15 protein-coding genes are annotated in these 18958 nt (G+C 54.3%); 4 read left to right on the forward strand and 11 right to left on the reverse strand.

The window, feature by feature from the left end:
* Positions 1 to 65 precede the first annotated feature (65 nt).
* From I6L40_RS07175 to I6L40_RS07225, 11 genes are all read right to left on the reverse strand, one after another.
* On the reverse strand, positions 66 to 1124 hold the full coding sequence (locus I6L40_RS07175; RefSeq protein WP_033114164.1) for a chemotaxis response regulator protein-glutamate methylesterase: 1059 nt from the start codon (positions 1122 to 1124) through the stop codon (positions 66 to 68).
* On the reverse strand, positions 1121 to 1612 hold the full coding sequence (cheD, locus tag I6L40_RS07180) for a chemoreceptor glutamine deamidase CheD (RefSeq protein ID WP_071912358.1): 492 nt from the start codon (positions 1610 to 1612) through the stop codon (positions 1121 to 1123). The genes I6L40_RS07175 and cheD overlap by 4 nt, the downstream gene beginning before the upstream one ends.
* Positions 1613 to 1617: 5 nt before the next feature.
* Complete coding sequence (locus I6L40_RS07185) at positions 1618 to 2421, reverse strand: protein-glutamate O-methyltransferase CheR (RefSeq protein WP_043852001.1); 804 nt, start codon at positions 2419 to 2421, stop codon at positions 1618 to 1620.
* A 57-nt stretch (positions 2422 to 2478) separates the two neighbouring features.
* Positions 2479 to 4233, reverse strand: coding sequence for a methyl-accepting chemotaxis protein (locus I6L40_RS07190; protein WP_071912357.1), 1755 nt, complete (start codon positions 4231 to 4233; stop codon positions 2479 to 2481).
* A 41-nt stretch (positions 4234 to 4274) separates the two neighbouring features.
* Positions 4275 to 4844 (reverse strand): chemotaxis protein CheW, encoded by a 570-nt coding sequence (locus I6L40_RS07195; RefSeq protein ID WP_071912355.1) that lies wholly within the window; start codon positions 4842 to 4844, stop codon positions 4275 to 4277.
* A gap of 12 nt (positions 4845 to 4856) precedes the next feature.
* The gene (locus I6L40_RS07200) at positions 4857 to 6791 is read right to left on the reverse strand and encodes a methyl-accepting chemotaxis protein (protein WP_071912353.1); all 1935 of its coding nucleotides are present in this window, start codon (positions 6789 to 6791) and stop codon (positions 4857 to 4859) included.
* Positions 6792 to 6801: 10 nt separating this feature from the next.
* The gene (locus I6L40_RS07205) at positions 6802 to 9012 is read right to left on the reverse strand and encodes a chemotaxis protein CheA (protein WP_071912351.1); all 2211 of its coding nucleotides are present in this window, start codon (positions 9010 to 9012) and stop codon (positions 6802 to 6804) included.
* A 22-nt stretch (positions 9013 to 9034) separates the two neighbouring features.
* Entirely contained in the window at positions 9035 to 9361 is a 327-nt protein-coding gene (locus tag I6L40_RS07210; RefSeq protein ID WP_043852006.1) for a lipid asymmetry maintenance protein MlaB, read from the reverse strand.
* Positions 9362 to 9374: 13 nt separating this feature from the next.
* Complete coding sequence (locus tag I6L40_RS07215; protein WP_033114172.1) at positions 9375 to 9743, reverse strand: response regulator; 369 nt, start codon at positions 9741 to 9743, stop codon at positions 9375 to 9377.
* A gap of 9 nt (positions 9744 to 9752) precedes the next feature.
* Positions 9753 to 10970, reverse strand: coding sequence for a methyl-accepting chemotaxis protein (locus tag I6L40_RS07220; protein ID WP_071912349.1), 1218 nt, complete (start codon positions 10968 to 10970; stop codon positions 9753 to 9755).
* 251 nt (positions 10971 to 11221) lie between these two features.
* Entirely contained in the window at positions 11222 to 12310 is a 1089-nt protein-coding gene (locus I6L40_RS07225) for a ketoacyl-ACP synthase III (RefSeq protein WP_071912347.1), read from the reverse strand.
* A gap of 227 nt (positions 12311 to 12537) precedes the next feature.
* Here I6L40_RS07225 and I6L40_RS07230 point away from each other — a divergent pair, with 227 nt between their 5' ends.
* The 4 genes from I6L40_RS07230 to I6L40_RS07245 all read left to right on the forward strand — a co-directional run bounded on the left by I6L40_RS07230 (position 12538) and on the right by I6L40_RS07245 (position 18951).
* Positions 12538 to 13479: a LysR family transcriptional regulator gene (locus I6L40_RS07230; protein WP_071912345.1), complete on the forward strand. Its 942-nt coding sequence runs from the start codon at positions 12538 to 12540 to the stop codon at positions 13477 to 13479.
* A gap of 128 nt (positions 13480 to 13607) precedes the next feature.
* The gene (locus I6L40_RS07235) at positions 13608 to 14216 is read left to right on the forward strand and encodes a LysE family translocator (RefSeq protein WP_042032146.1); all 609 of its coding nucleotides are present in this window, start codon (positions 13608 to 13610) and stop codon (positions 14214 to 14216) included.
* Between the two features lie 97 nt (positions 14217 to 14313).
* Positions 14314 to 16173, forward strand: coding sequence for a U32 family peptidase (locus I6L40_RS07240; protein ID WP_216995191.1), 1860 nt, complete (start codon positions 14314 to 14316; stop codon positions 16171 to 16173).
* Positions 16174 to 16929: 756 nt separating this feature from the next.
* Positions 16930 to 18951, forward strand: coding sequence for a bifunctional 2',3'-cyclic-nucleotide 2'-phosphodiesterase/3'-nucleotidase (locus tag I6L40_RS07245; RefSeq protein WP_216995192.1), 2022 nt, complete (start codon positions 16930 to 16932; stop codon positions 18949 to 18951).
* Positions 18952 to 18958 lie beyond the last annotated feature (7 nt).

An 18958-nucleotide genomic window follows, 5' to 3' on the forward strand; every position in this document is an offset into this window, starting at 1 on the left:
AGTCCGGCTCCCCTTGGGGAGCCGGACTTTTTTATGGGTAATGGCGGATATCTCGGTCAAAGGAGTTATCTGCCAAGGATGGCGTGATGCATCTCCTGCAGAGGAAGTACATGGCGGGCAGCCGAGAGTTTGATCGCCTCCTTGGGCATGCCGAAGACCACACAGGAAGCTTCATCCTGGGCATAGGTGTTGGCTCCCGCTTCCAGCATTTCGCGTAATCCCCGGGCTCCATCATCCCCCATGCCGGTCATGATGATGCCGGTGGCGTTCTTGCCGGCATATTTGGCCACGGAGCGGAACAACACATCTACCGAGGGGCGATGACGGTTGATAAGAGGGCCATCAACCACTTCGACGTGGTAATAAGCTCCACTGCGCTTGAGCATCATGTGTTTGCCGCCCGGCGCGATCAGCGCCAGTCCCGGGATCACTCGATCATTGTTCTTGGCTTCTCTTACCTCTATCTGACACACCCCGTTGAGACGCTCGGCAAACATGGCGGTAAATTTTTCCGGCATGTGCTGCACGATCACGATGCCGGGACTGACCCGGGGGAGGGCGGTCAGGACAGCCTCAAGCGCCTGGGTGCCCCCCGTGGAGGTACCGATGGCGATGAGCCGCTCGGTGGTTTGTGCCATGGCGTGCTGGTTGGGGGACAACATGACATCGGCATTGAGTTTGGGATTGGTCGTGCGGGGCGCCGGTTTGCCGAGCCGCTTGATGTTGGCTTGAGCTGCGGCTCGTACTGCCATAGCCAGATCATGGGCTGACTCCTGCAAGAAGCTCTTTATCCCCATGGTTGGTTTGGTAATGATATCGACCGCTCCGGCCGCCATTGCCTGCAGGGTGGTTTCAGCTCCTTTTTCGGTCAGAGACGAGCAGATAACTACTGGGGTTGGGTGCTCTGCCATGATCTTGGTGAGAAAGGTGATGCCATCCATTCGTGGCATCTCCACATCGAGGATGATGACGTCGGGCCACTCTTTCTTCAGCTTGTCCTGAGCAAAAATCGGGTCTGAGGCTGTTGCGATAACCTTGATATCTGGCTCTTGCTCCAACACAGCTTGCAAGACCTGTCTGACCACGGCGGAATCATCCACCAGCATGACCCGGATCTGTTTCATTCTCGCGACTCCCGTTGATGTGGCAGACGATGATGGCGCAACCAGACACTACCGCTATTGAGCTCGAAAATCAGACTCCGGTGGCCATAGTGGCCAAGATGATGAGCCTTGATATCAAGTCCCAGGTGTTTGGTCAGCTGCCAGGCTGCCTGAATATTTCTGGTGGCGACATTGTTGTCGCTCTGGATGTACTCTGGTGCGTCAAACATGTTGCCCCCTCCAAACAACTTCACCTCGTACTCATGAATGGGGGCGGGATACTGGGCAATCGCCTTTAGCAGCAGGGTGATGGCCTCATCGGCATAGCGCCCATCCAGCTCTGTGGTGGGGGTTCCCCGGGTTGGCAGCATGTAATGGCACATACCGCCCTGTTTCTGCTCCGGATGCCACAAGGTGATGGCCACGCAGGAGCCAAGGAAGGTTTTTATGTGCACATCTTCCTTGCCAAAGAAGATCTCCCCCGGTTGCAGGATCACCTCCCGTACCATGCTGGTTATCTCTTCTGGTAGATGGAGGGAGAGACAAGCTGCAAACCATGCGGCAAGCCGTGCAGGCTTTCTGCATGGCTGACCAGCAGATAGCCGCCATGTTTCAGCTTGGGCACCAACCGTTGCAATACTTGTGCTTTGGTCTCCTTGTTGAAGTAGATCATGACATTACGGATGAAGATGACGTCAAACATGCCAATGTCGGGCAGTTCCTGATTTAGGTTGATCTGCATGAAACGGACTTTTTCCCGCAGCTTGCGATCGATGATGAACGTGCCCTCCTGCAGACCGATGCCCTTGAGGCAGTACTTCATCAAAAAAGAGAGCGGTATGTTATGGGCTCGTTCTATTGGATAGCGCCCGCTCATCGCCTGCTCAAGCACCCGTGATGAGATATCCGAGGCCAGGATCTCCCAGCCGAGTGTGTTTCGCTTCTCAGCTAGGGTCATGGCAAGGCTGTATGGCTCTTCACCAGAGGAGCTGGCGGCACTCCAGATCCTTAATGAGCGATCTGCCGGTATGTGGGTGAGAACCTGCTGGGTCAGAAAATCAAAATGCTTGGGTTCTCTGAAGAAGTAGGTTTCATTTGTTGTGAGCAGATCGAGTGCCAGTTGCAGTTCGCCACTCCTGTCGGCCATGATGAACTGAAAATAATCGTCATAACTTTCCAGCCCGTAGTGACATACCCGCTTTGCCAGCCGACTGGCGACCAGCGCTTTTTTGGCAGGGGACATATCAATCCCCGCCGTCTGATGCAGCCAGCGTTGGAAACGGGAGAATTCGTCATCATGCAGCTGGATTTGGTACAAGTGTCTATGCCTCTACCAGAGATATTCAGAAGAGAGGCAATGCCTCTCTTCTCATGGTTAAAACCGGACGAAATCAGAATCATTGAGTGGACGCGATTGACCGGCTAATCGATCCTGGTTTTTGTTATTCCCCTCGGTAACGAAATGCCCTTTGGTATGGTGATGCGCAGACTTGCCGTTGGCTTTGTTCTCTTTGTGTGGTTCCTCCAGAGTGAAGAACTCCATAGCGAGTTGTAGTTGTTCTGCCTGAGTGCTCATCTCCTCCGCCGTTGCCGCCAGCTCTTCGCTACAGGATGCATTTTGCTGGGTAACCTGGCTGAGCTGGTTCATGGCGAGGTTGATCTGGCTGACGCCGGTTGATTGCTCAGTCGATGCAGCACTGATCTCCTGAACAAGATCCGATGTTTTGTTGATAGAGGGCACCATTTGATCCAGAAGATGCCCAGCCTTCTCTGCCATATCTACACTGCTGGACGCGAGCTCACCAATCTCTTGTGCCGCGATCTGGCTGCGCTCGGCCAGCTTGCGAACTTCAGCTGCAACTACGGCAAAGCCCTTGCCATGATCGCCTGCCCGGGCAGCCTCGATTGCCGCATTGAGTGCCAGCAAGTTGGTTTGATAGGCGATGTCGTCGATGATGCCAATCCGTTTGGCTATCTGCTTCATTGCATCAACGGTAAGTTTGACAGCCTCGCCACCCTCTATCGCCTCTTTCGCGGCCTTGCTGGCCATGCCATCGGTGACTTGGGCGTTGTCGGTGTTCTGGTTGATGCTGGCACTCATCTGTTCGATTGATGCGCTGGTCTCCTCCATGCTGGCTGCTTGTTCACTACTCGACTGGCTGATGGATTGAGCTGTTGCACTAACCTGTTCGGCTGCGCTGGATAAGTTATCCGAGGCACTCCTCACCTCTGTCACAATATTGGTCAGGGAGGCAATGGTTTGGTTGAGAGCATCCTTGGTGGTACCGAATATGCCGGGGTAATCGGCTTCAATGTGCTGGGTCAGGTCTCCTTTAGCCAAAGACTGAACTATCCGGATAACATCGCTAAGAGTGCTGTCGATCACTTCTGCAATCTGATTGATCCCTTCCCCCATAGTTTGGAAAAACCCGCTCTTTCCTGCCAGATCCATACGGTGGTGCAGTTCGCCGTTGATGACTGCTTGCACGAGATCAGACATCTCTCTCTCTATAGTCACCTCCTTGGTTCTGTCTGCCCATTCGACAACGGCACCAAGCCGTTCGCCATTGTCATTGAAGACCGGATTGGCAATCAGGGCGAAGGTGCGTCCACCCAGCTTAATTTGGGTGCGATAGGTGCTGCTCAATTTGGCCAGCATGGCGCGCTGGTGGCCAGGATGCTTGTGAAAGCTGTCGATGTTTGCCCCCATCAGCTGATTGGCATTGAAGCTGTATAGCTCTTTTTTGATATCAGATTCAGCTGTATTGAGCATTTCGGTCACGGCTTCGTTCATGTAGATAATGTCGAAATTGGTATCGGCGATCATCACATTGGTCGTGGCGCAATCGAGTGCTTTGCGAACCAGCCGATTTTCATGGAGGAGCCTCTGGTTGTTATGAAGCTCTTCTCTGTAGCTCTCCAGCTTGTCATTCATCAGAGTGACAAGTTCATTGATGCTGTGGCCAGTCTCTAGTTGTGAACCATCGAATCCGGAGAGATCGAGCGGTTGGAGTGACGCATCATCGATTAGTGCTTGCTGGAGCCTTTTGATAGATGCCAGTAGTTGGGCATGCTTGAGCGTTTCTGCTGCACTGTTGCCGAAGAGTTTGCCAAAGAGTGATTGAGTCATGAGCGTGTCCTTGTGCTGCATGTCATGGTATGGATACCGGTTCAGGAAAGTTGCAGGTTACTCTGCGAGAAACGTGCCTGTGGCTGAGTGATTTCGTGGATCTGTGCCATCTCCTCCAGTGACAGGACTTTCTCGGTGTCGATCAGAATGACGAACTTGCCATTCACCTTGCCCATTCCGCTGATGAAGTCAGCTCTGATTTTTGCGCCAAAACTGGGGGGGGGCTCGATATCTTCTTGCGGAATGCCGAGCACTTCTGATACCGAATCGACTACAACCCCTATATCCTGGCCAGCAGGCTCATCGCCTTGCTGCGGCATGCCTTCAATGATGACGATGCAGCTTCGGCGCGTAATGGTGGAGGGAGCACAGCCAAAACGGGCACTCAGATCCACGACAGATACCACGGATCCCCTCAGATTTATCACCCCGCGGATAAAGCTCGGCATCATGGGAATGGGAGTAATGTTGCCGTATTCGATGATCTCTTTGACGCCCAAAATATTGATGGCAAACATCTCGTTGTTAATCAGAAAAGTCAGGTACTGGGCGTCGCCTGATTGTTCGCTCAATGTTGCCGGCGGCAGCGTGATATTGGTTGAACTGTTCATGCGGTCCTCCGGTTAAAAGTGAACAAAATCAGCTTCATTCAAGGATGAAGATGAGGGCTGATGGGGCTGAACAACCCGTTGTGGTGGGGCAATAAAGCTTCCTCTGGGAGGCGATGACTTATGGCTTTTATGGCTCTGCTCATACTGACTGACGCTGGTTTGCGGATTTTTCTCCAGCGAGAAAAAAGACATGGTTTGCTGCAGTTCACTTGCCTGCGAGCTCATCTCTTCCGCTGTGGCTGCCAACTCTTCGCTGCTGGCCGCATTTTGCTGTGTTACCTGATTAAGTTGACTCATTGCCAGACTGATTTGGTTTGCTGCACTGGCTTGTTCAGAGGAGGCTGCATTAATCTCCTGAACCAGATCGGATGTTTTTCGGATTGAGGGGACAATTTTTTCTAGCAAACTGCCAGCACATTCAGCCTTGCTTACGCTGTCGGAAGATAGCTCACCAATCTCCTGCGCGGCGACCTGGCTGCGTTCAGCAAGTTTTCGAACTTCAGCCGCGACTACAGCAAAACCTTTACCATGTTCTCCGGCGCGAGCTGCTTCGATGGCAGCGTTCAGTGCCAGCAGGTTAGTTTGATAGGCAATATCATCGATAATGCTGACTTTCTTGGCTATTTGCTGCATAGCTGCCACGGTTTGCTGAACGGAGCGTCCACCTTCGGTTGCCTCTTTTACCGAGTTGCTGGCCATGCTGTCGGTGATTTTGGCATTCTCAGTGTTCTGATTGATGCTGGCACTCATCTGCTCGATGGATGCACTTGTCTCCTCGACGCTGGCTGCTTGTTCGCTGGTTGCCTGGCTAAGGGCTTGTGCTGTATTGCTCACCTGGTTGGATGCATTGGTGAGGTTATCCGCAGCATTGCGTACCTCTTCAATGATGTGTGTCAGTGCCACAATGGTTTGGTTCAGGCCATCTTTTGTCTGACCAAAAATCCCGGGGTAGGGCTCGTCAATACGTTGTGTCAGGTCTCCCTTGGAGAGAGAGGTTGCAATGCGCATCACATCCTCAAGGCTGGTATCTGTTACATGGGAAAGACGGTTCAGCAACTCGGATACCCGCTTGATATAGCCCTGGCGATCCTCCAGTGAAATTTTATGGCTGAAATCCCCTTGCTCAACGGCGGCGGTAACCAAAGTCTCTATGTCGGTGATCAGTGCTCCCAGCGTTTTGACCATATTGTCCATGGCGAGCAGCAACTGTCCTGCTTCGTCATTTGATTCAACATTGATAGACACATCCAGGTTGCCTGCAGCCAGACTGTTGGCCACATGCAGTGCTTGTTCAATAGGGGCTATGATGCTTTTGATCAGCATGGCTCCCAACCAGGCAGCGAGGATCATGCCTGCAGCGACAACGCTGGCCATGGTGATGAGCATGATGTGGTACCAAGATTGGGCCGCTGTGTATTCCGCTTTGGCTACATCGAGTTGCAGGGTTACCAGCTCGGTTATCTTGTTACCTATGGGGTCTATTGAGTTGTACAGAGCCCCGTCGAAGTTGCTGAGCATGCCAGAGATCGTGCCATTCTGGGTTGCCAGATATTTTTCCAGCTTGCCAATATCTTGGTTGGCTGCATTAAACAGGTTTGTGACTTCGGCAGATAGGCGCTGCTCTTCCCGAGTAAGAGTGGTTGATTGATATTGTTGCCATACATCCTTGATCTCTTTTTGCGCTTGCTGAATCTGGGTCAGAGCCTCTTCTGCCGGGATCAGACCGGCATTGGCTTTATTGACGTTGTCGATGATCGAGACGGCGTAGCGATCAGAGATAGTTTTCAGTTGTTTGAGTGGAACCACCCGGTCGTTGTAGACCCGTTGCAACCCTGTATTGCTGCTCTGCATATTATATAAGCCAAGGCTGCCAACTCCGAGCAGCAGTGTGCAAAGCAGGCAAAGCAGAACAATGAGGCGTAATTTTATGGTGGAGTTTTTAAACATATGTGACTCCTCAGTTGATGCTGATTTGGGTTTGGATTGATGGGGGATTTAATCGGCTAAATTGACCTGATTCCTGGTTTATTGCGTGTTGAATAAGCGATGGAATATCGAGAATAAGAGCAATTTCTCCTCCTCCCAAAATGGTTGAACCGCTTATTCCCTGTAGCCGCTGGAATAATTTACCCAGAGGTTTGATGACAGTTTGAAATTCTCCCAGCAGCTCATCGACTACCAGTCCAGATTTTTTCCCTGCATAACTCACAACGACAATATTTTCACGACGCCCCCTGATGCCCTGGGTATCAAAGTAGTGTTGCAGACGAATAAAGGGCAGCACTTCACCTCGCAAGTTGATGTAATTTCGTCCTTGTGTATCGGCCAGAGCACTCTGGGTCAATTCCACGCACTCGATCACCATATCCAGCGGGATGACATAGTGGGTATCGCAGACCCTGACCAGAAAACCGTCGATGATGGCGAGTGTCAGCGGAAGGCGGATTTGCACTCTGGTGCCCTTGCCTGGGATGCTGTCGAGCTCAACTGTGCCCCTCAATGCCGTAATGTTGCGTTTGACCACATCCATACCGACGCCGCGGCCGGAGAGATTGGTAATTGCTTCGGCAGTGGAGAAGCCGGGCTCGAAGATGAGTTGGTAAATCTCCTGGTCTGTCAGCGTACTGGTGGTACTGATCAAACCGCGTTCAATGGCTTTTTGCTGGATCCTTGCCTTATTAAGGCCTGCACCATCATCCCTGATCTCGATAACGATGCTGTTAGAGTCGTGGTAGGCGTTGAGGTTCAATGTTCCTTTGGCAGGTTTGCCTGCAAGTAGGCGTTGCTCGGCCGATTCGACACCATGATCCATCGCATTTCTGACCAGATGCATGAGCGGGTCGCCGATCTTCTCTACGACGGATTTGTCCAGCTCGGTTTCTGCACCTGATATTACCAGGGTGATTTCTTTGTTTAGCTCCTGACTTACATCTCGTACAACTCGTTGAAAGCGGTTGAAGGTATCACCAATGGGGACCATTCTCAGGCGCAATGCGTTATCGCGGATCTCTTCCACCAGCATGGCGATCACCGATGTGGCTTCCTGTAGCTGGGCTTCCCTGATGCGCTGTGCGAGCAAGTTTGCCCCTGAACTGGCGACTACCAACTCCCCAACCAGATTGATCAGGTCATCCAGCTTGTCGGCATGTACCCTGACGTAGCGTCCCTCCTTGTTTTTACTCTCTTTGGTCTGGTTTTGTTTTTTCAGTGCAGCATCGACAACGGCTTCATTGACAGCGCCTTGCGCGATGAGGATTTCGCCAAGCTTGGGTGCGGTTTCATTGGATGTTGCTTGCTGGGTTTGTAGTCCTGCGGCCAGTTCTTCTGCGGTCAGGGCTCCGGTGTTGACCAGCAGTTGCCCCAGCATGGCGTTATCTTCCGGCAGTGATTCAATGAGATTGATGAACTCGGTGATCTTGCTGTGGGGGGGGAGAATGACAATCTGGCAGTCATCTCTGACAAATTCAAAGACGTCGCTGATGGCTGCCTTGTCTGCTTGGGAGTCAAAATCAATTTCGTAACCGAGATAGCAATTTTCCGGATCAAATTGCTCCCAATCCGGTATTGCCTGGTGAATGGTCTCCAGTGCACTGATAGTACCGAGCGTGCAGAGATAGCGCAGAAAGGCCGCAGGATCCATGCCGTTGCGCAGCACGTCCGGACCAAAGCGCAGAGAGATATGCCATAGCGATGCTGAGCTGGTGACAGCTCCCTCTTTTTCTATTTTGGCTTCGGGAGTAGGCACAGTATCTGGTAACGTGGTTTGCGGTACGCATTGGTAACGGGTGAGAGCGAGCCGCAAGCGCTGATCCTGCATTTCGTCGCTATCGCTCAATGCTGAGCCCTGTTCGGCCACGACGCTGATGAGTAGTTGGATGTGGTCACAACTCTCCAGCAGATCCTTTATCAGGGGAGAGGTGACAGCAATTTGCTGGTTTCTTATCTGGTCGAGTAGATCCTCTACGATGTGGGTAAACCCGACAATCGGCTGCAGCCCAAACAGCCCTGCGGAGCCTTTGATGGTGTGAGCCGCACGGAAGATGGCACCTATCAGTTCGCCATTATCTGGCTCACCTTCCAGTGAGAGTAGAGCGGATTCCATCTCTTCGAGTAGATCACGCGCCTCGGCAATATAGGTTTGTAAAGCCTGATCAAGATCGATACTCACAGTGACTCCTTGTCATGGTGGCTCAGGGCCGCTCGTCATGAGTGATGAGAGTTGGATCGCCAAAGAATCCGGATAATTGGCAAAGTTCCAGAAGTTCCAGCACGACGTTGCTATGCCAGACCAGCGAGAGGGGGTAACCCTGTTGCTGTGCACTTTTTTTGGCTGCGATCAGCAGTTGGAGTCCCGCACTATCTATCTCGGCAATATTTGCCAGATTGAGTTCCAGTTCCCGTCCTTGATAGAGCAAGGGGGTGAGTGCCTCTTTGATTTCGCCCACTGTGTATATGGTGAGCTCGTCAGGTAGAGTGACCACTGTCTTGTTATCCAGCATCTCGCTTTGCAATGTCATATGAGCTCCGGGATCATGGCATGATCAGTTTGGATACCGCGGAGAGCATCTGTTCCGGCTGGAACGGTTTGACTACCCATGCTTTGGCGCCTGCAGCCTGGCCTTCCTGCTTTTTGCTATCCTGAGACTCAGTCGTCAGCATGATGACGGGAGTGAATTTGTAGCTGGCCAGCTTTTTCGCCTCTTTGACAAAGGTGATGCCATCCATGTTGGGCATGTTGACGTCGCTGATGATCAGGTTGATCTTCTTGCCGTCGAGTTTTTTGAGAGCGTCCTTGCCATCACAAGCCTCCATTACTTCATAACCGGCGCCTTTGAGCGTCATGCCTACGACTTGGCGAATGGTTGCCGAGTCATCCACGATCAGGATCGTTTTGCCCATATATCTCTCCTAGAAAAATGTGATGTCAGCGCTGCTTGTTTGCGCTTGGACTGTACGGGTAGTGCGACCATGGTGAATATTGCGTTGCTCATCGGTAGCGTATGAGAGCTCCATATCAGCCAACCACCGGTTGGCATCGATCTGGATAGGTCCCGATAGCTGGTTGTTTTGCTCCGATTGCAGGTGGCTCGAGAGATTCTCCATATTTTTCCGGATATGGCTCAGGATCTGGCTAACCCTGTCCTGAAATTGCAGTGAGACAATAACGCTGGAGATCTCGCGATGGATTTCGGTGCTTTCGTTTTGCAGTAAAGACGCTGACTCAGCCAGACTGTCGGTGGCATGACGAAAGCGGCTCAGCACCTGCTCGATGGTTTGCTCGGAATTGAGGGCCGAGGCGTGATCCCGTGCCGCGGCATTTTCGGCAATCTGAAAAGCTCGGCTGATCCCTGTATTGATGGTGTCGACTTTATCCGTCATTTTTTGGGCTGTTTCGCTTGAGAGACGTGACAGGTTGCGCACTTCATCCGCTACCACGGCAAAACCACGCCCGGCCTCTCCAGCCCGTGCGGCTTCAATGGCTGCGTTGAGTGCCAGCAGGTTGGTCTGGGAGGCAATCTTGGCAACATCCATTGCCATGGCATTGAGTTCGATAGTGTAGGTTGTCAGGCTCTTTATCTCGGCCAGCATGGCATCCCGATTGGCTTGTGCCGAGTGCAAGATGGCCACGACTTCATTGAGCTGTTGCTGGCTTTCGCTCAGAACTCCTGCCATGCCGCGAGAGTTGGCATCTCCCAGTTCCCCTGCCGCAAGATGAGAGGCATTGACGGCTTCTTCCAGCTTGGTGGCCAGTCCGCTGAAGCGTTGAGTCAGATCGATCATTGCCTCCTCTGTCTGTTGGCGAGAGTTTTCAATCTGCTTTGACCAGATGGGGAGAACTTTTTCACACACCTGTTCGAGACCAGCTATGGAGTGGGCATGTACGCTGTTATCTATGGCCACAGAATCAGCTGTACGAGTTTGCAGGTTGTGCAACTGCTGATGGAAATGGCGAGATGTCCAGAGAGAGGCCCCGCAGGAGAAGAGCACGGTAACAAGCAGGTAAATGAGCGAAAGGCTGCCGGCAAGCTGTAATAGCAGGCAACTCAACACGCCAAGACCGATACCGCAGAACCAGCAAACCGGTTCCCAAAGCGGTGTGTTTACGCCACTTTTTGGTTGTGTCATTTGAAGTTTTATCCCAGTGCAAAATTTTTAGGGGTTCAAGAGCCGATGGTTTAAATTTGAGGGTCTCTTGAATCTCTTTCTTTATTTATAGTTGGCACAATAAGGGTAGCGTAAAAAAAATACTTGGCTGCAAATTGGTCTGTTATGGCCGGTAGCCAGAGGCGCTGTTAAGGGGACAAGAGCAGGAGTTGGGTGAGCTGGATAAAAAAAGAGCCTGCAGTTGCAGGCTCTTTTGTTGAAAACAGTAGCTGTCAGGCTTCGTTGGCGTGGGCTTTCTGGCACCCTTCCACCGCATGGGCGATGAGCTCCAGCGCGCTCTTGTCGCACGGCGGCAGTTCAGCCTCGCACTTGTTGATGGGGGTAACACGATCACCCCACTTGATGATGGCGGCGCCCCAGGTCAGGCCGGCACCGAAAGCGGCGGTCAGCAGATAGGAGTTCGGCTGGACACGGCCCTGCTCCAGCGCTTCACACAGGGCGATGGGCACAGTGGCGGCGGAGGTGTTGCCATAGTTTTCGATGTTGACCATCACCTTCTCCATCGGCGCATTCATCCGCTTGGCGAGGGTCTCGATGATGCGGATATTGGCCTGATGGGGGACGATAAGGTCGATCTGCTCGGGGGGCACTCCAGCCTGAGACAAAACGGTAGCAGTCGCTTCGCCCATACCGCGCACGGCACGCTTGAAGATCTCCTGACCTTCGAAGTTGAAGGTGAACAGACCGTCGATATCGGCAAAACGCACCCGATCAGTACCGAAGTTCGGAACGTGCAGGATCTCCCGCGCTTCGCTGTCGCAGCCCAGCTTGTTGGCGATCAGGCCACACTCCTGCTCGCTTGCCTCGATCACCACGGCACCGGCACCGTCGCCAAACAGTACCGCGGTATCGCGACGGGCCCAGTCCAGCAGATAGGTGAGGCGCTCGGCGCCGATCACCAGCACCTTCTTCATCATGCCGGTCTGTACCAGCGAGGTAGCGACCGAGAGGGAGTAGACGAAACCGGTGCAGGCGGCGTTGAGGTCGAACACGGCGGCGTTGACGGCGCCCAGCTTCTTCTGCACCGCAGAGGCGGCACTTGGCAGCAGGTTGTCCGGAGTGGCGGTAGCCAGGATGATGCCATCGAGGTCGCTCGCTTCGAGACCCGCACAGGCCAGCGCGCGACGGCCAGCCAGAGTCGCCAGGTCTGAGGTACTGACATGGGAGACCCGACGCTGCTTGATGCCGGTACGGGGATAGATCCACTCATCTGACGTATCCATGATGGTGCTGAGGTCGTCGTTGGTCAGCACGGAGGGGGGCAGGCATTTGCCCCAGCCGGTGATATTGGCGTATTTCATCTTGTTACCGCTTCTCAAAGTGGAGCGCCCCGTGGGCGGAAAATCGTGCAATTATGCCGTACGAGACAACCACTGTCATCTTGTGGTCATGGTTATGTGCCGGGCAAGTGGCTGTGCCATCTGGCCGGAAAGGGTCGCAACGTGCTGAACATGGCTGGAAATTTTGCTTAAAACACGGGACTCGTCTGCCCTAAGATAGGCGTTTCGCCACCGATGAGGGTATCTCCTTGCTCAGAGCCAATCTCAACCTGCTGCCCACCCTCAAGGTGCTACTGGAGACCCGCAATATCAGCCGCGCCGCCGAGCTGCTGCACCTGAGCCAGCCCTCCATCAGCAAGCAGCTTGCCCAGTTGCGCAGCGAGTTTGACGACGAGCTGCTGGTGCGGGAGGGACAACGCTGGCTGCTGACGCCACGGGCTGAAGCGCTGGCAGCCCAGCTGGCGGAGTCTCTCGGTGCGCTGGAACGTCTCTACGAGGCGCCCGGGTTTGACCCGAGCCGCTGCGAGCGGGTATTTCGGCTCGCCTCTTCTGATTATGTGGCCCAGCATATCCTGCCGGACATCTGTGCCGCGCTCGCCAAAGAGGCGCCGTTGGCGGCGCTGGAGTACAGCCTGTGGGACAAACGTCAGCTGCCGCAACTGTGGCAGTCGGAGCTCGATCTGGTCTCCACCATCACCGAACAGGTGCCGGATCAGATCCGCGGTCTGCATCAGGGGGAAGATCGGCTGGCGGTGTTGATGGGACGTCATCACCCGCTGGCGGGCAAGGCGCTGAGTCTCGATGACTATCTCGCCTGGCCTCACCTGCAGGTGAGCGGGGGAGGCGACAAGGACAGTCCGGTGGAGCAGGTGTTGGCGCCGCAGGGACTGAGTCGGCGCTGGTTTGCCCGAGTCCCATTCTTCCAAGCCGCAGTGGAGGTGTTGTTGCGCACGGATTGTCTGATGACTACCCCGGCCCATATCGCTTGGCAGCTCTCCTGCGGCCATGAGCTCACCTTTGTCGATCTGCCATTTGCTACCCGCGACCAGCAGTATCATCTGCTGTGGCATCAGCGCCACCATCAGGATCCGGCCCACCGCTGGTTTCGCGAGCTGGCCTACCCATTCCTGCGGGATCACCTGCAACGTACCGTCGGCGAGAGTCGCAAGCTGCTCGGTCTCGGCGGTTAGCCGCAGTCAGTTGTGTGGTGCCATAGCCATTGGTTATGGAATCTATTCATAACTTTCACTACTGGCATAATGGCTCAGCCCGTACCCTGAATGCAGGTCATCATATCGAGCATATAAAGAGGAAAAGCATGGAACTGACGAGTTGGCTGGCACTGGCCGCAATCTGCGTGATGGGCGCCATCAGCCCGGGGCCGAGCCTGGCGCTGATCATCCGCAACACGGTGCAGGGCGGGCAGGGGCATGGCGTCGCCACCGCGCTTGGCCACGGCCTCGGGGTTGGTATCTATGCGCTGGTTACCGCGCTTGGCCTCTCCATCCTGATCACCCAGACCCCTATCCTGTTTGATCTGATCCGCTACGGCGGTGCAGCGTTTCTTGCCTGGCTCGGGGTGAAAGCCCTGCTGGCAAAACCAGCCAGTGGTGAAGCGAGTGAAGAGGCGCACCAGCTGCGTGGTCGGCAAGGGGCCTTTGAAGGTTTTATGGTGGCCTTCCTCAATCCCCAGCTGGCGGTCTTCTTCATCGCCCTGTTCAGCCAGTTTGTGCGGGCCGATACCGGCTGGAGCGAAGGGGGCATCATGATGCTCACCGCTGGCGGGATCGATGCAGTCTGGTACGTGCTGGTGGCGCTGGTGCTCTCTCGTGGGCCGGTGCTGGCGTGGCTGAAAGCCAAATCCTTTGTGATCGATAAGGTGAGCGGGCTGGTGCTGCTCGGGTTGGCGCTCAAGGTGGTTATCTAATCCTGTATTTCGCAGATACCTTAAGCGGGATCAAGGCATGTGGGTGGTGAATGGGCTAGAGTAGCGCCCATTTGCTGTCCGCCCTGATCCCGAGACCATGCACCAGAACAAGCACCCGTTAAGCCACAACAACCGGTTGGAGCTGCTGGCTCCGGCCAAGAACCTAGCCTACGGCATCGAAGCCATCAACCATGGCGCCGATGCCGTCTACATGGGCGGCCCTGCCTTTGGCGCCCGCAGCGCTGCGGGCAACACCATCGAAGATATCGAAGCGCTGGCGCGCCACGCCCATCGCTTCGGAGCCCAGGTCTTTGTCGCCTTCAACACCCTGCTGCACGATCACGAGTTGGAGCAGGCCCGGCGCCTGACCCACCAAATTTACGAAGCCGGTGCCGATGCGCTCATCGTCCAGGATATGGGACTGCTGGCGCTCGATCTGCCACCCATCGCGCTCCATGCCAGTACCCAGACCGACAACCGCACGCCGGAGAAGGTGAAATTTCTGCAGGATGTGGGCTTCTCTCAGGTGGTGCTGGCGCGCGAACTGTCGTTGGCGCAGATCTGCGAGATCAGTGCGGCGACCAATGTGCAGCTGGAGTTTTTTATCCACGGCGCGCTCTGCGTTTCCTACAGCGGCCAGTGCAACATCAGCCATGCCCGTACCGGTCGCAGCGCCAACCGCGGTGAGTGTGCCCAGCTCTGCCGTCTGCCTTGCTCTCTGCAAAAGCCGGATGGCGAAGTGCTGGTGGCCGACAGCCACCTGTTGTCCCTCAAGGATATGGATCAGACCGACAACCTGGAGGCGCTGATCGAGGCGGGGATCCGCTCCTTCAAGATCGAGGGGCGACTCAAGGGGCTCGACTACGTCAAGAACGTCACCGCCTGGTATCGGCAGAAGCTGGACGCCATTCTGGATAGCCGCAGCGATCTGGTGGCTGCCTCTGCGGGTCGTTGCAGCTACAGCTTCACGCCTGACCCCAAGAAGAGCTTCAACCGCGGCAGCACCGATTACTTCCTCCATGGCCGCCAGCAGGGGATCGACTCCACCAAAAGCCCGAAATATGTGGGCGAACCGCTGGGACGGGTCACCAAGGTGACCCGTGACGGTATAGAGATCGACGGCAAACAGGTCACCCTCAACAACGGCGACGGTCTGGGCTTCTTCAAGCCGAATAACGAGCTGGTGGGGATGCGCCTCAACAAAGTCGAAGGTAAGCAGTTACTCCTGTCAGAACGTATGCCGGGGTTGAAGGTGGGCACCGAAATCTACCGCAACCACGATCAGGCGTTCAGCAAGATGCTGGAGAAGGCGAGCGCGGATCGCCGTATCCGGGTCGATATGGTGCTGGCAGAGTGCGATGAGGGCGTGAGCCTCACGCTCACCGACGAGCAGGGCATCAGCGCCATGGTGACGCTGTCTTGCGATAAACAGCCTGCCGACAATCCGGAGCGGGCGCTGCAACAGGCGCGCGACCAGCTTGGTAAACTCGGCAATACCCTGTTTGTGGCGCGCAAGATTGAGTTGGGATTCACTCACCCGCTATTTATCGCCGCATCACAGCTCAACGGCTTGCGCCGGGATGGCATCGCTGCGCTGGAGGCCGCACGCGTGGCGAGCTACCAGCGCCCCGAGCGACGCATCGCCCTGCGGGATATCAACTATCCCCAGCACCGTCTCTCCTACCTTGGCAATGTGCTTAACAGCGCGGCTGAAAAGTTCTTCCATGAGCACGGGGTGGAGCGCATTGCTCCTGCCTATGAGGCGAACAAGGAGGAGCGGGAAGTGGTGCTGATGATCACCAAACACTGTATCCGCTATAGCCAGAACCTCTGCCCGAACGAGGTGCCCGGTCTCAAGGCCGAGCCGCTGGAGCTCAAGATGGGTAAAGACACCTTCCGTCTGCGCTTTGACTGCAACCGCTGCGAAATGCATGTGATGGGCAGTTTGAAGAAGTAATTGCCGGAGCGCTGCTCTGTTGAGTCAGAGCTGGCTGGGAAGCAATGAAAAAGCCCCGGAGTATGACTCCGGGGCTTTTTTTGGCAATTACGGCTGGAACTGTTCGGTCTCTTCCCAGTCCTGAATGGCGCCTTTGCACACCTATTCGCTTAATAAGATTAATTCGGTAACTACGTTATCACCTATTTTGAGTAATGCATTTATTCCCAATACAATATCAAAATTTAATAAAGTCAGTATATGGATATAAGGTTTTGTTCCATCATTGGATTTTTAAAAAATTATTTTTCAATCAATCAGTCAGTGTTCTTGCTCTGACATTCTTGTTTTGAGTCGGTGTTTATTATTAAGGTGCTCTTGGTAATTTCATTTACTAAATATGCTTATCACTGGTATTTATACAATGGTTATTTTTGTCGGTACTATATTAAAGCTAATTCAATGGAAGTTTGTAGTAATCAAGTTTGACCGTTCGGAACGGGAAAATAAACTCCATTTCAAGTGGTTATACATTCATGTCGAGGTAATGTTTTGAAGTTGTATCGCTGCTGAAAAATGACCGTGGTGCTGCGAACATCATTAATTGGCATTGTTTTAAGTTCTGTCTCGCTGTCAGGGCCTATGAAAGGCAGATAGTGGTATGAGCCATTTATGCAATTTTGCTCACATGAATCTGTCTGGTTTGCAGGTAGAATGTGCGAGCTGGCACTAACGATAAACACAACATAAAGTGAGAAACAACTCATGACAATTCCAATGAAGACGACCCTCACGCTGAGCTCGGTAGCCGTATTGCTGTTGCTCTCCGGTTGCAATAGCGATAATGGAAAAGCCGCCCCCGGAGAGGTCAATCTGCGTCTGATCGAGACCTCTGACATTCACTCCAATCTGCTTGGTTTTGACTACTACCAGAACAAGGTCGACCACTCTCTCGGGCTCTCCCGTACCGCGCTGTTGATCCATAAAGCACGTGAGGAAAATGGCAACAACCTGCTGATCGATAATGGCGACCTGATCCAGGGCACGCCGTTGTCGGATTACGTGTTTGCGCAATACAGAGGCAATCCGGATTACCTGAAAAAGTTGGGGCATCCCGCCATCAATGCGCTCAACCAGTTGCAATATGATGTCGGCAACCTCGGTAACCACGAGTTCAACTATGGCCTCGACTATCTGGCCGATGCGCTGTCGGGGGCCAATTATCCGGTCTTGAATGCCAACGTGTTCGATGCCCGCGATTTCAAACGTGATGGCAATGGCAAGATCGACTGGAGTGCCATGCCCAACCGCTTCAAGCCTTATGTACTGCTCGACCGTCAGGTGAAGGACGTCAATGGCAACGTGCAGACGGTCAAGGTAGGGGTACTGGGGGTGAATCCACCCCAGATCATGCAGTGGGATCGCCGTAATCTGGAGGGCAAGGTCATCGTAGCCGATATGGTCGAGACGGCTGAGTACTACATCCCCGAGATGCGTGCCAAGGGGGCTGATCTGGTGGTTGTAGTGGCTCACACCGGTATCACGGGGACGCCGCAGGAGCCCTTTATGGAGAACGCCGCGGTTTATCTGGCGCAGGTGAAAGGGGTTGATGCTCTGTTGCTGGGCCATGCCCACAAGGCTTTCCCGGGCGAGTATCCGGATGTCGCTCAGGTCGATAATGCCCAGGGCCGGATTGCCGGGGTGCCTGCCGTCATGCCGGGGGTTGCGGGTAACCATCTTGGGGTTATCGACCTCAAACTGACTCAGAAGGATGGCCGTTGGCAGGTGGCTTCCAGCCATTCGGAAGTGCGGCTGGTCGACAAGAGCATGGATGTGCCGGGAGATAGTCAAATCGAGGCGTTGGTCGACAAAACCCATGATGCGACCAACCAGTGGCTGGCTGATCCCATCAGCGAGATTGCCAAGCCGATCTACAGCTTCTTCTCGGTGGTGCAGGACGATGCCTCCCTCCAGATCGTGAGCGATGCCCAGAAGTGGCACATTGATCAGGTGAAGGCGGATTGTCTGAGTCATAACGGCGTGAACTGCGCCCTCAACGAGGATCTGCCGGTTCTGTCGGCGGTGGCACCGTTCCGTGGTGGCCGCAACGGCCCGAACGATTTTACCTGGGTACCGGCAGGCAAGATCTCCCTGCGTAACGTGGCGGATCTCTATGTCTTCCCCAACACCCTGCAAGTAACCAAAGTTAACGGTGCAACGGTGCAAGAGTGGCTGGAGAAGAGCGTCAGCCAGTACAACCAGATCGTCCCCAATGCCAGCAAGGCGCAGTGGCTGGTGGTCGATGACTTCCGCCCCTATAACTTCGACATGATCAAAGGGGTGCAATACAAGATTGATATCACCCAGCCAGCCCGTTATGACCAGGATGGCAAGCAGATCAGCGATAAGCACAGGATCACCGAGCTTACCTATCAGGGCAAACCGATCGACCTGAAGCAGAACTTCTATGTGGTCACCAACAACTATCGCGGCAGCGGTGGCGGCAATTTCCCGGGCATCGACAGCAACGCGGTAGTGCATGAAGATCCCATGGAGACCCGCGAAGTGCTCTCTGCTTACGTCAAGGAGATGGCCAAGCAGCATCCGGAAGGGTTTGAGCAGAAAGTGGATAACAACTGGAGTCTTGCTGCGTTGCCGGCCGGAGCCAAGGTGTACTTCTACTCCTCAACCAACCCGGAAGCTGAAAAACTGGCGGGGAGCAAGCTGAAGCGAGTCGAAGGGGTCAAGCCGAATGATCCCAAGTTCGTCAACCACGCGATCTATCAGCTGGTTGAATAGGCTGCGA

Source organism: Aeromonas sp. FDAARGOS 1410 (genome assembly GCF_019048745.1).
Classification (GTDB): Bacteria; Pseudomonadota; Gammaproteobacteria; order Enterobacterales; family Aeromonadaceae; genus Aeromonas; species Aeromonas jandaei.

Bases quoted from the DNA above. Each gene is read 5' to 3' on its own strand.
- I6L40_RS07190 (WP_071912357.1), bottom strand. From the start codon at position 4,233: ATGACTCAATCACTCTTTGGCAAACTCTTCGGCAACAGTGCAGCAGAA.
- I6L40_RS07215 (WP_033114172.1), bottom strand. From the start codon at position 9,743: ATGGGCAAAACGATCCTGATCGTGGATGACTCGGCAACCATTCGCCAA.
- I6L40_RS07235 (WP_042032146.1), top strand. From the start codon at position 13,608: ATGGAACTGACGAGTTGGCTGGCACTGGCCGCAATCTGCGTGATGGGC.
- I6L40_RS07195 (WP_071912355.1), bottom strand. From the start codon at position 4,844: ATGAACAGTTCAACCAATATCACGCTGCCGCCGGCAACATTGAGCGAA.
- cheD (WP_071912358.1), bottom strand. From the start codon at position 1,612: ATGGTACGGGAGGTGATCCTGCAACCGGGGGAGATCTTCTTTGGCAAG.
- I6L40_RS07220 (WP_071912349.1), bottom strand. From the start codon at position 10,970: ATGACACAACCAAAAAGTGGCGTAAACACACCGCTTTGGGAACCGGTT.
- I6L40_RS07225 (WP_071912347.1), bottom strand. From the start codon at position 12,310: ATGAAATACGCCAATATCACCGGCTGGGGCAAATGCCTGCCCCCCTCC.
- I6L40_RS07245 (WP_216995192.1), top strand. From the start codon at position 16,930: ATGAAGACGACCCTCACGCTGAGCTCGGTAGCCGTATTGCTGTTGCTC.
- I6L40_RS07200 (WP_071912353.1), bottom strand. From the start codon at position 6,791: ATGTTTAAAAACTCCACCATAAAATTACGCCTCATTGTTCTGCTTTGC.
- I6L40_RS07240 (WP_216995191.1), top strand. From the start codon at position 14,314: ATGCACCAGAACAAGCACCCGTTAAGCCACAACAACCGGTTGGAGCTG.
- I6L40_RS07175 (WP_033114164.1), bottom strand. From the start codon at position 1,124: ATGAAACAGATCCGGGTCATGCTGGTGGATGATTCCGCCGTGGTCAGA.
- I6L40_RS07210 (WP_043852006.1), bottom strand. From the start codon at position 9,361: ATGACATTGCAAAGCGAGATGCTGGATAACAAGACAGTGGTCACTCTA.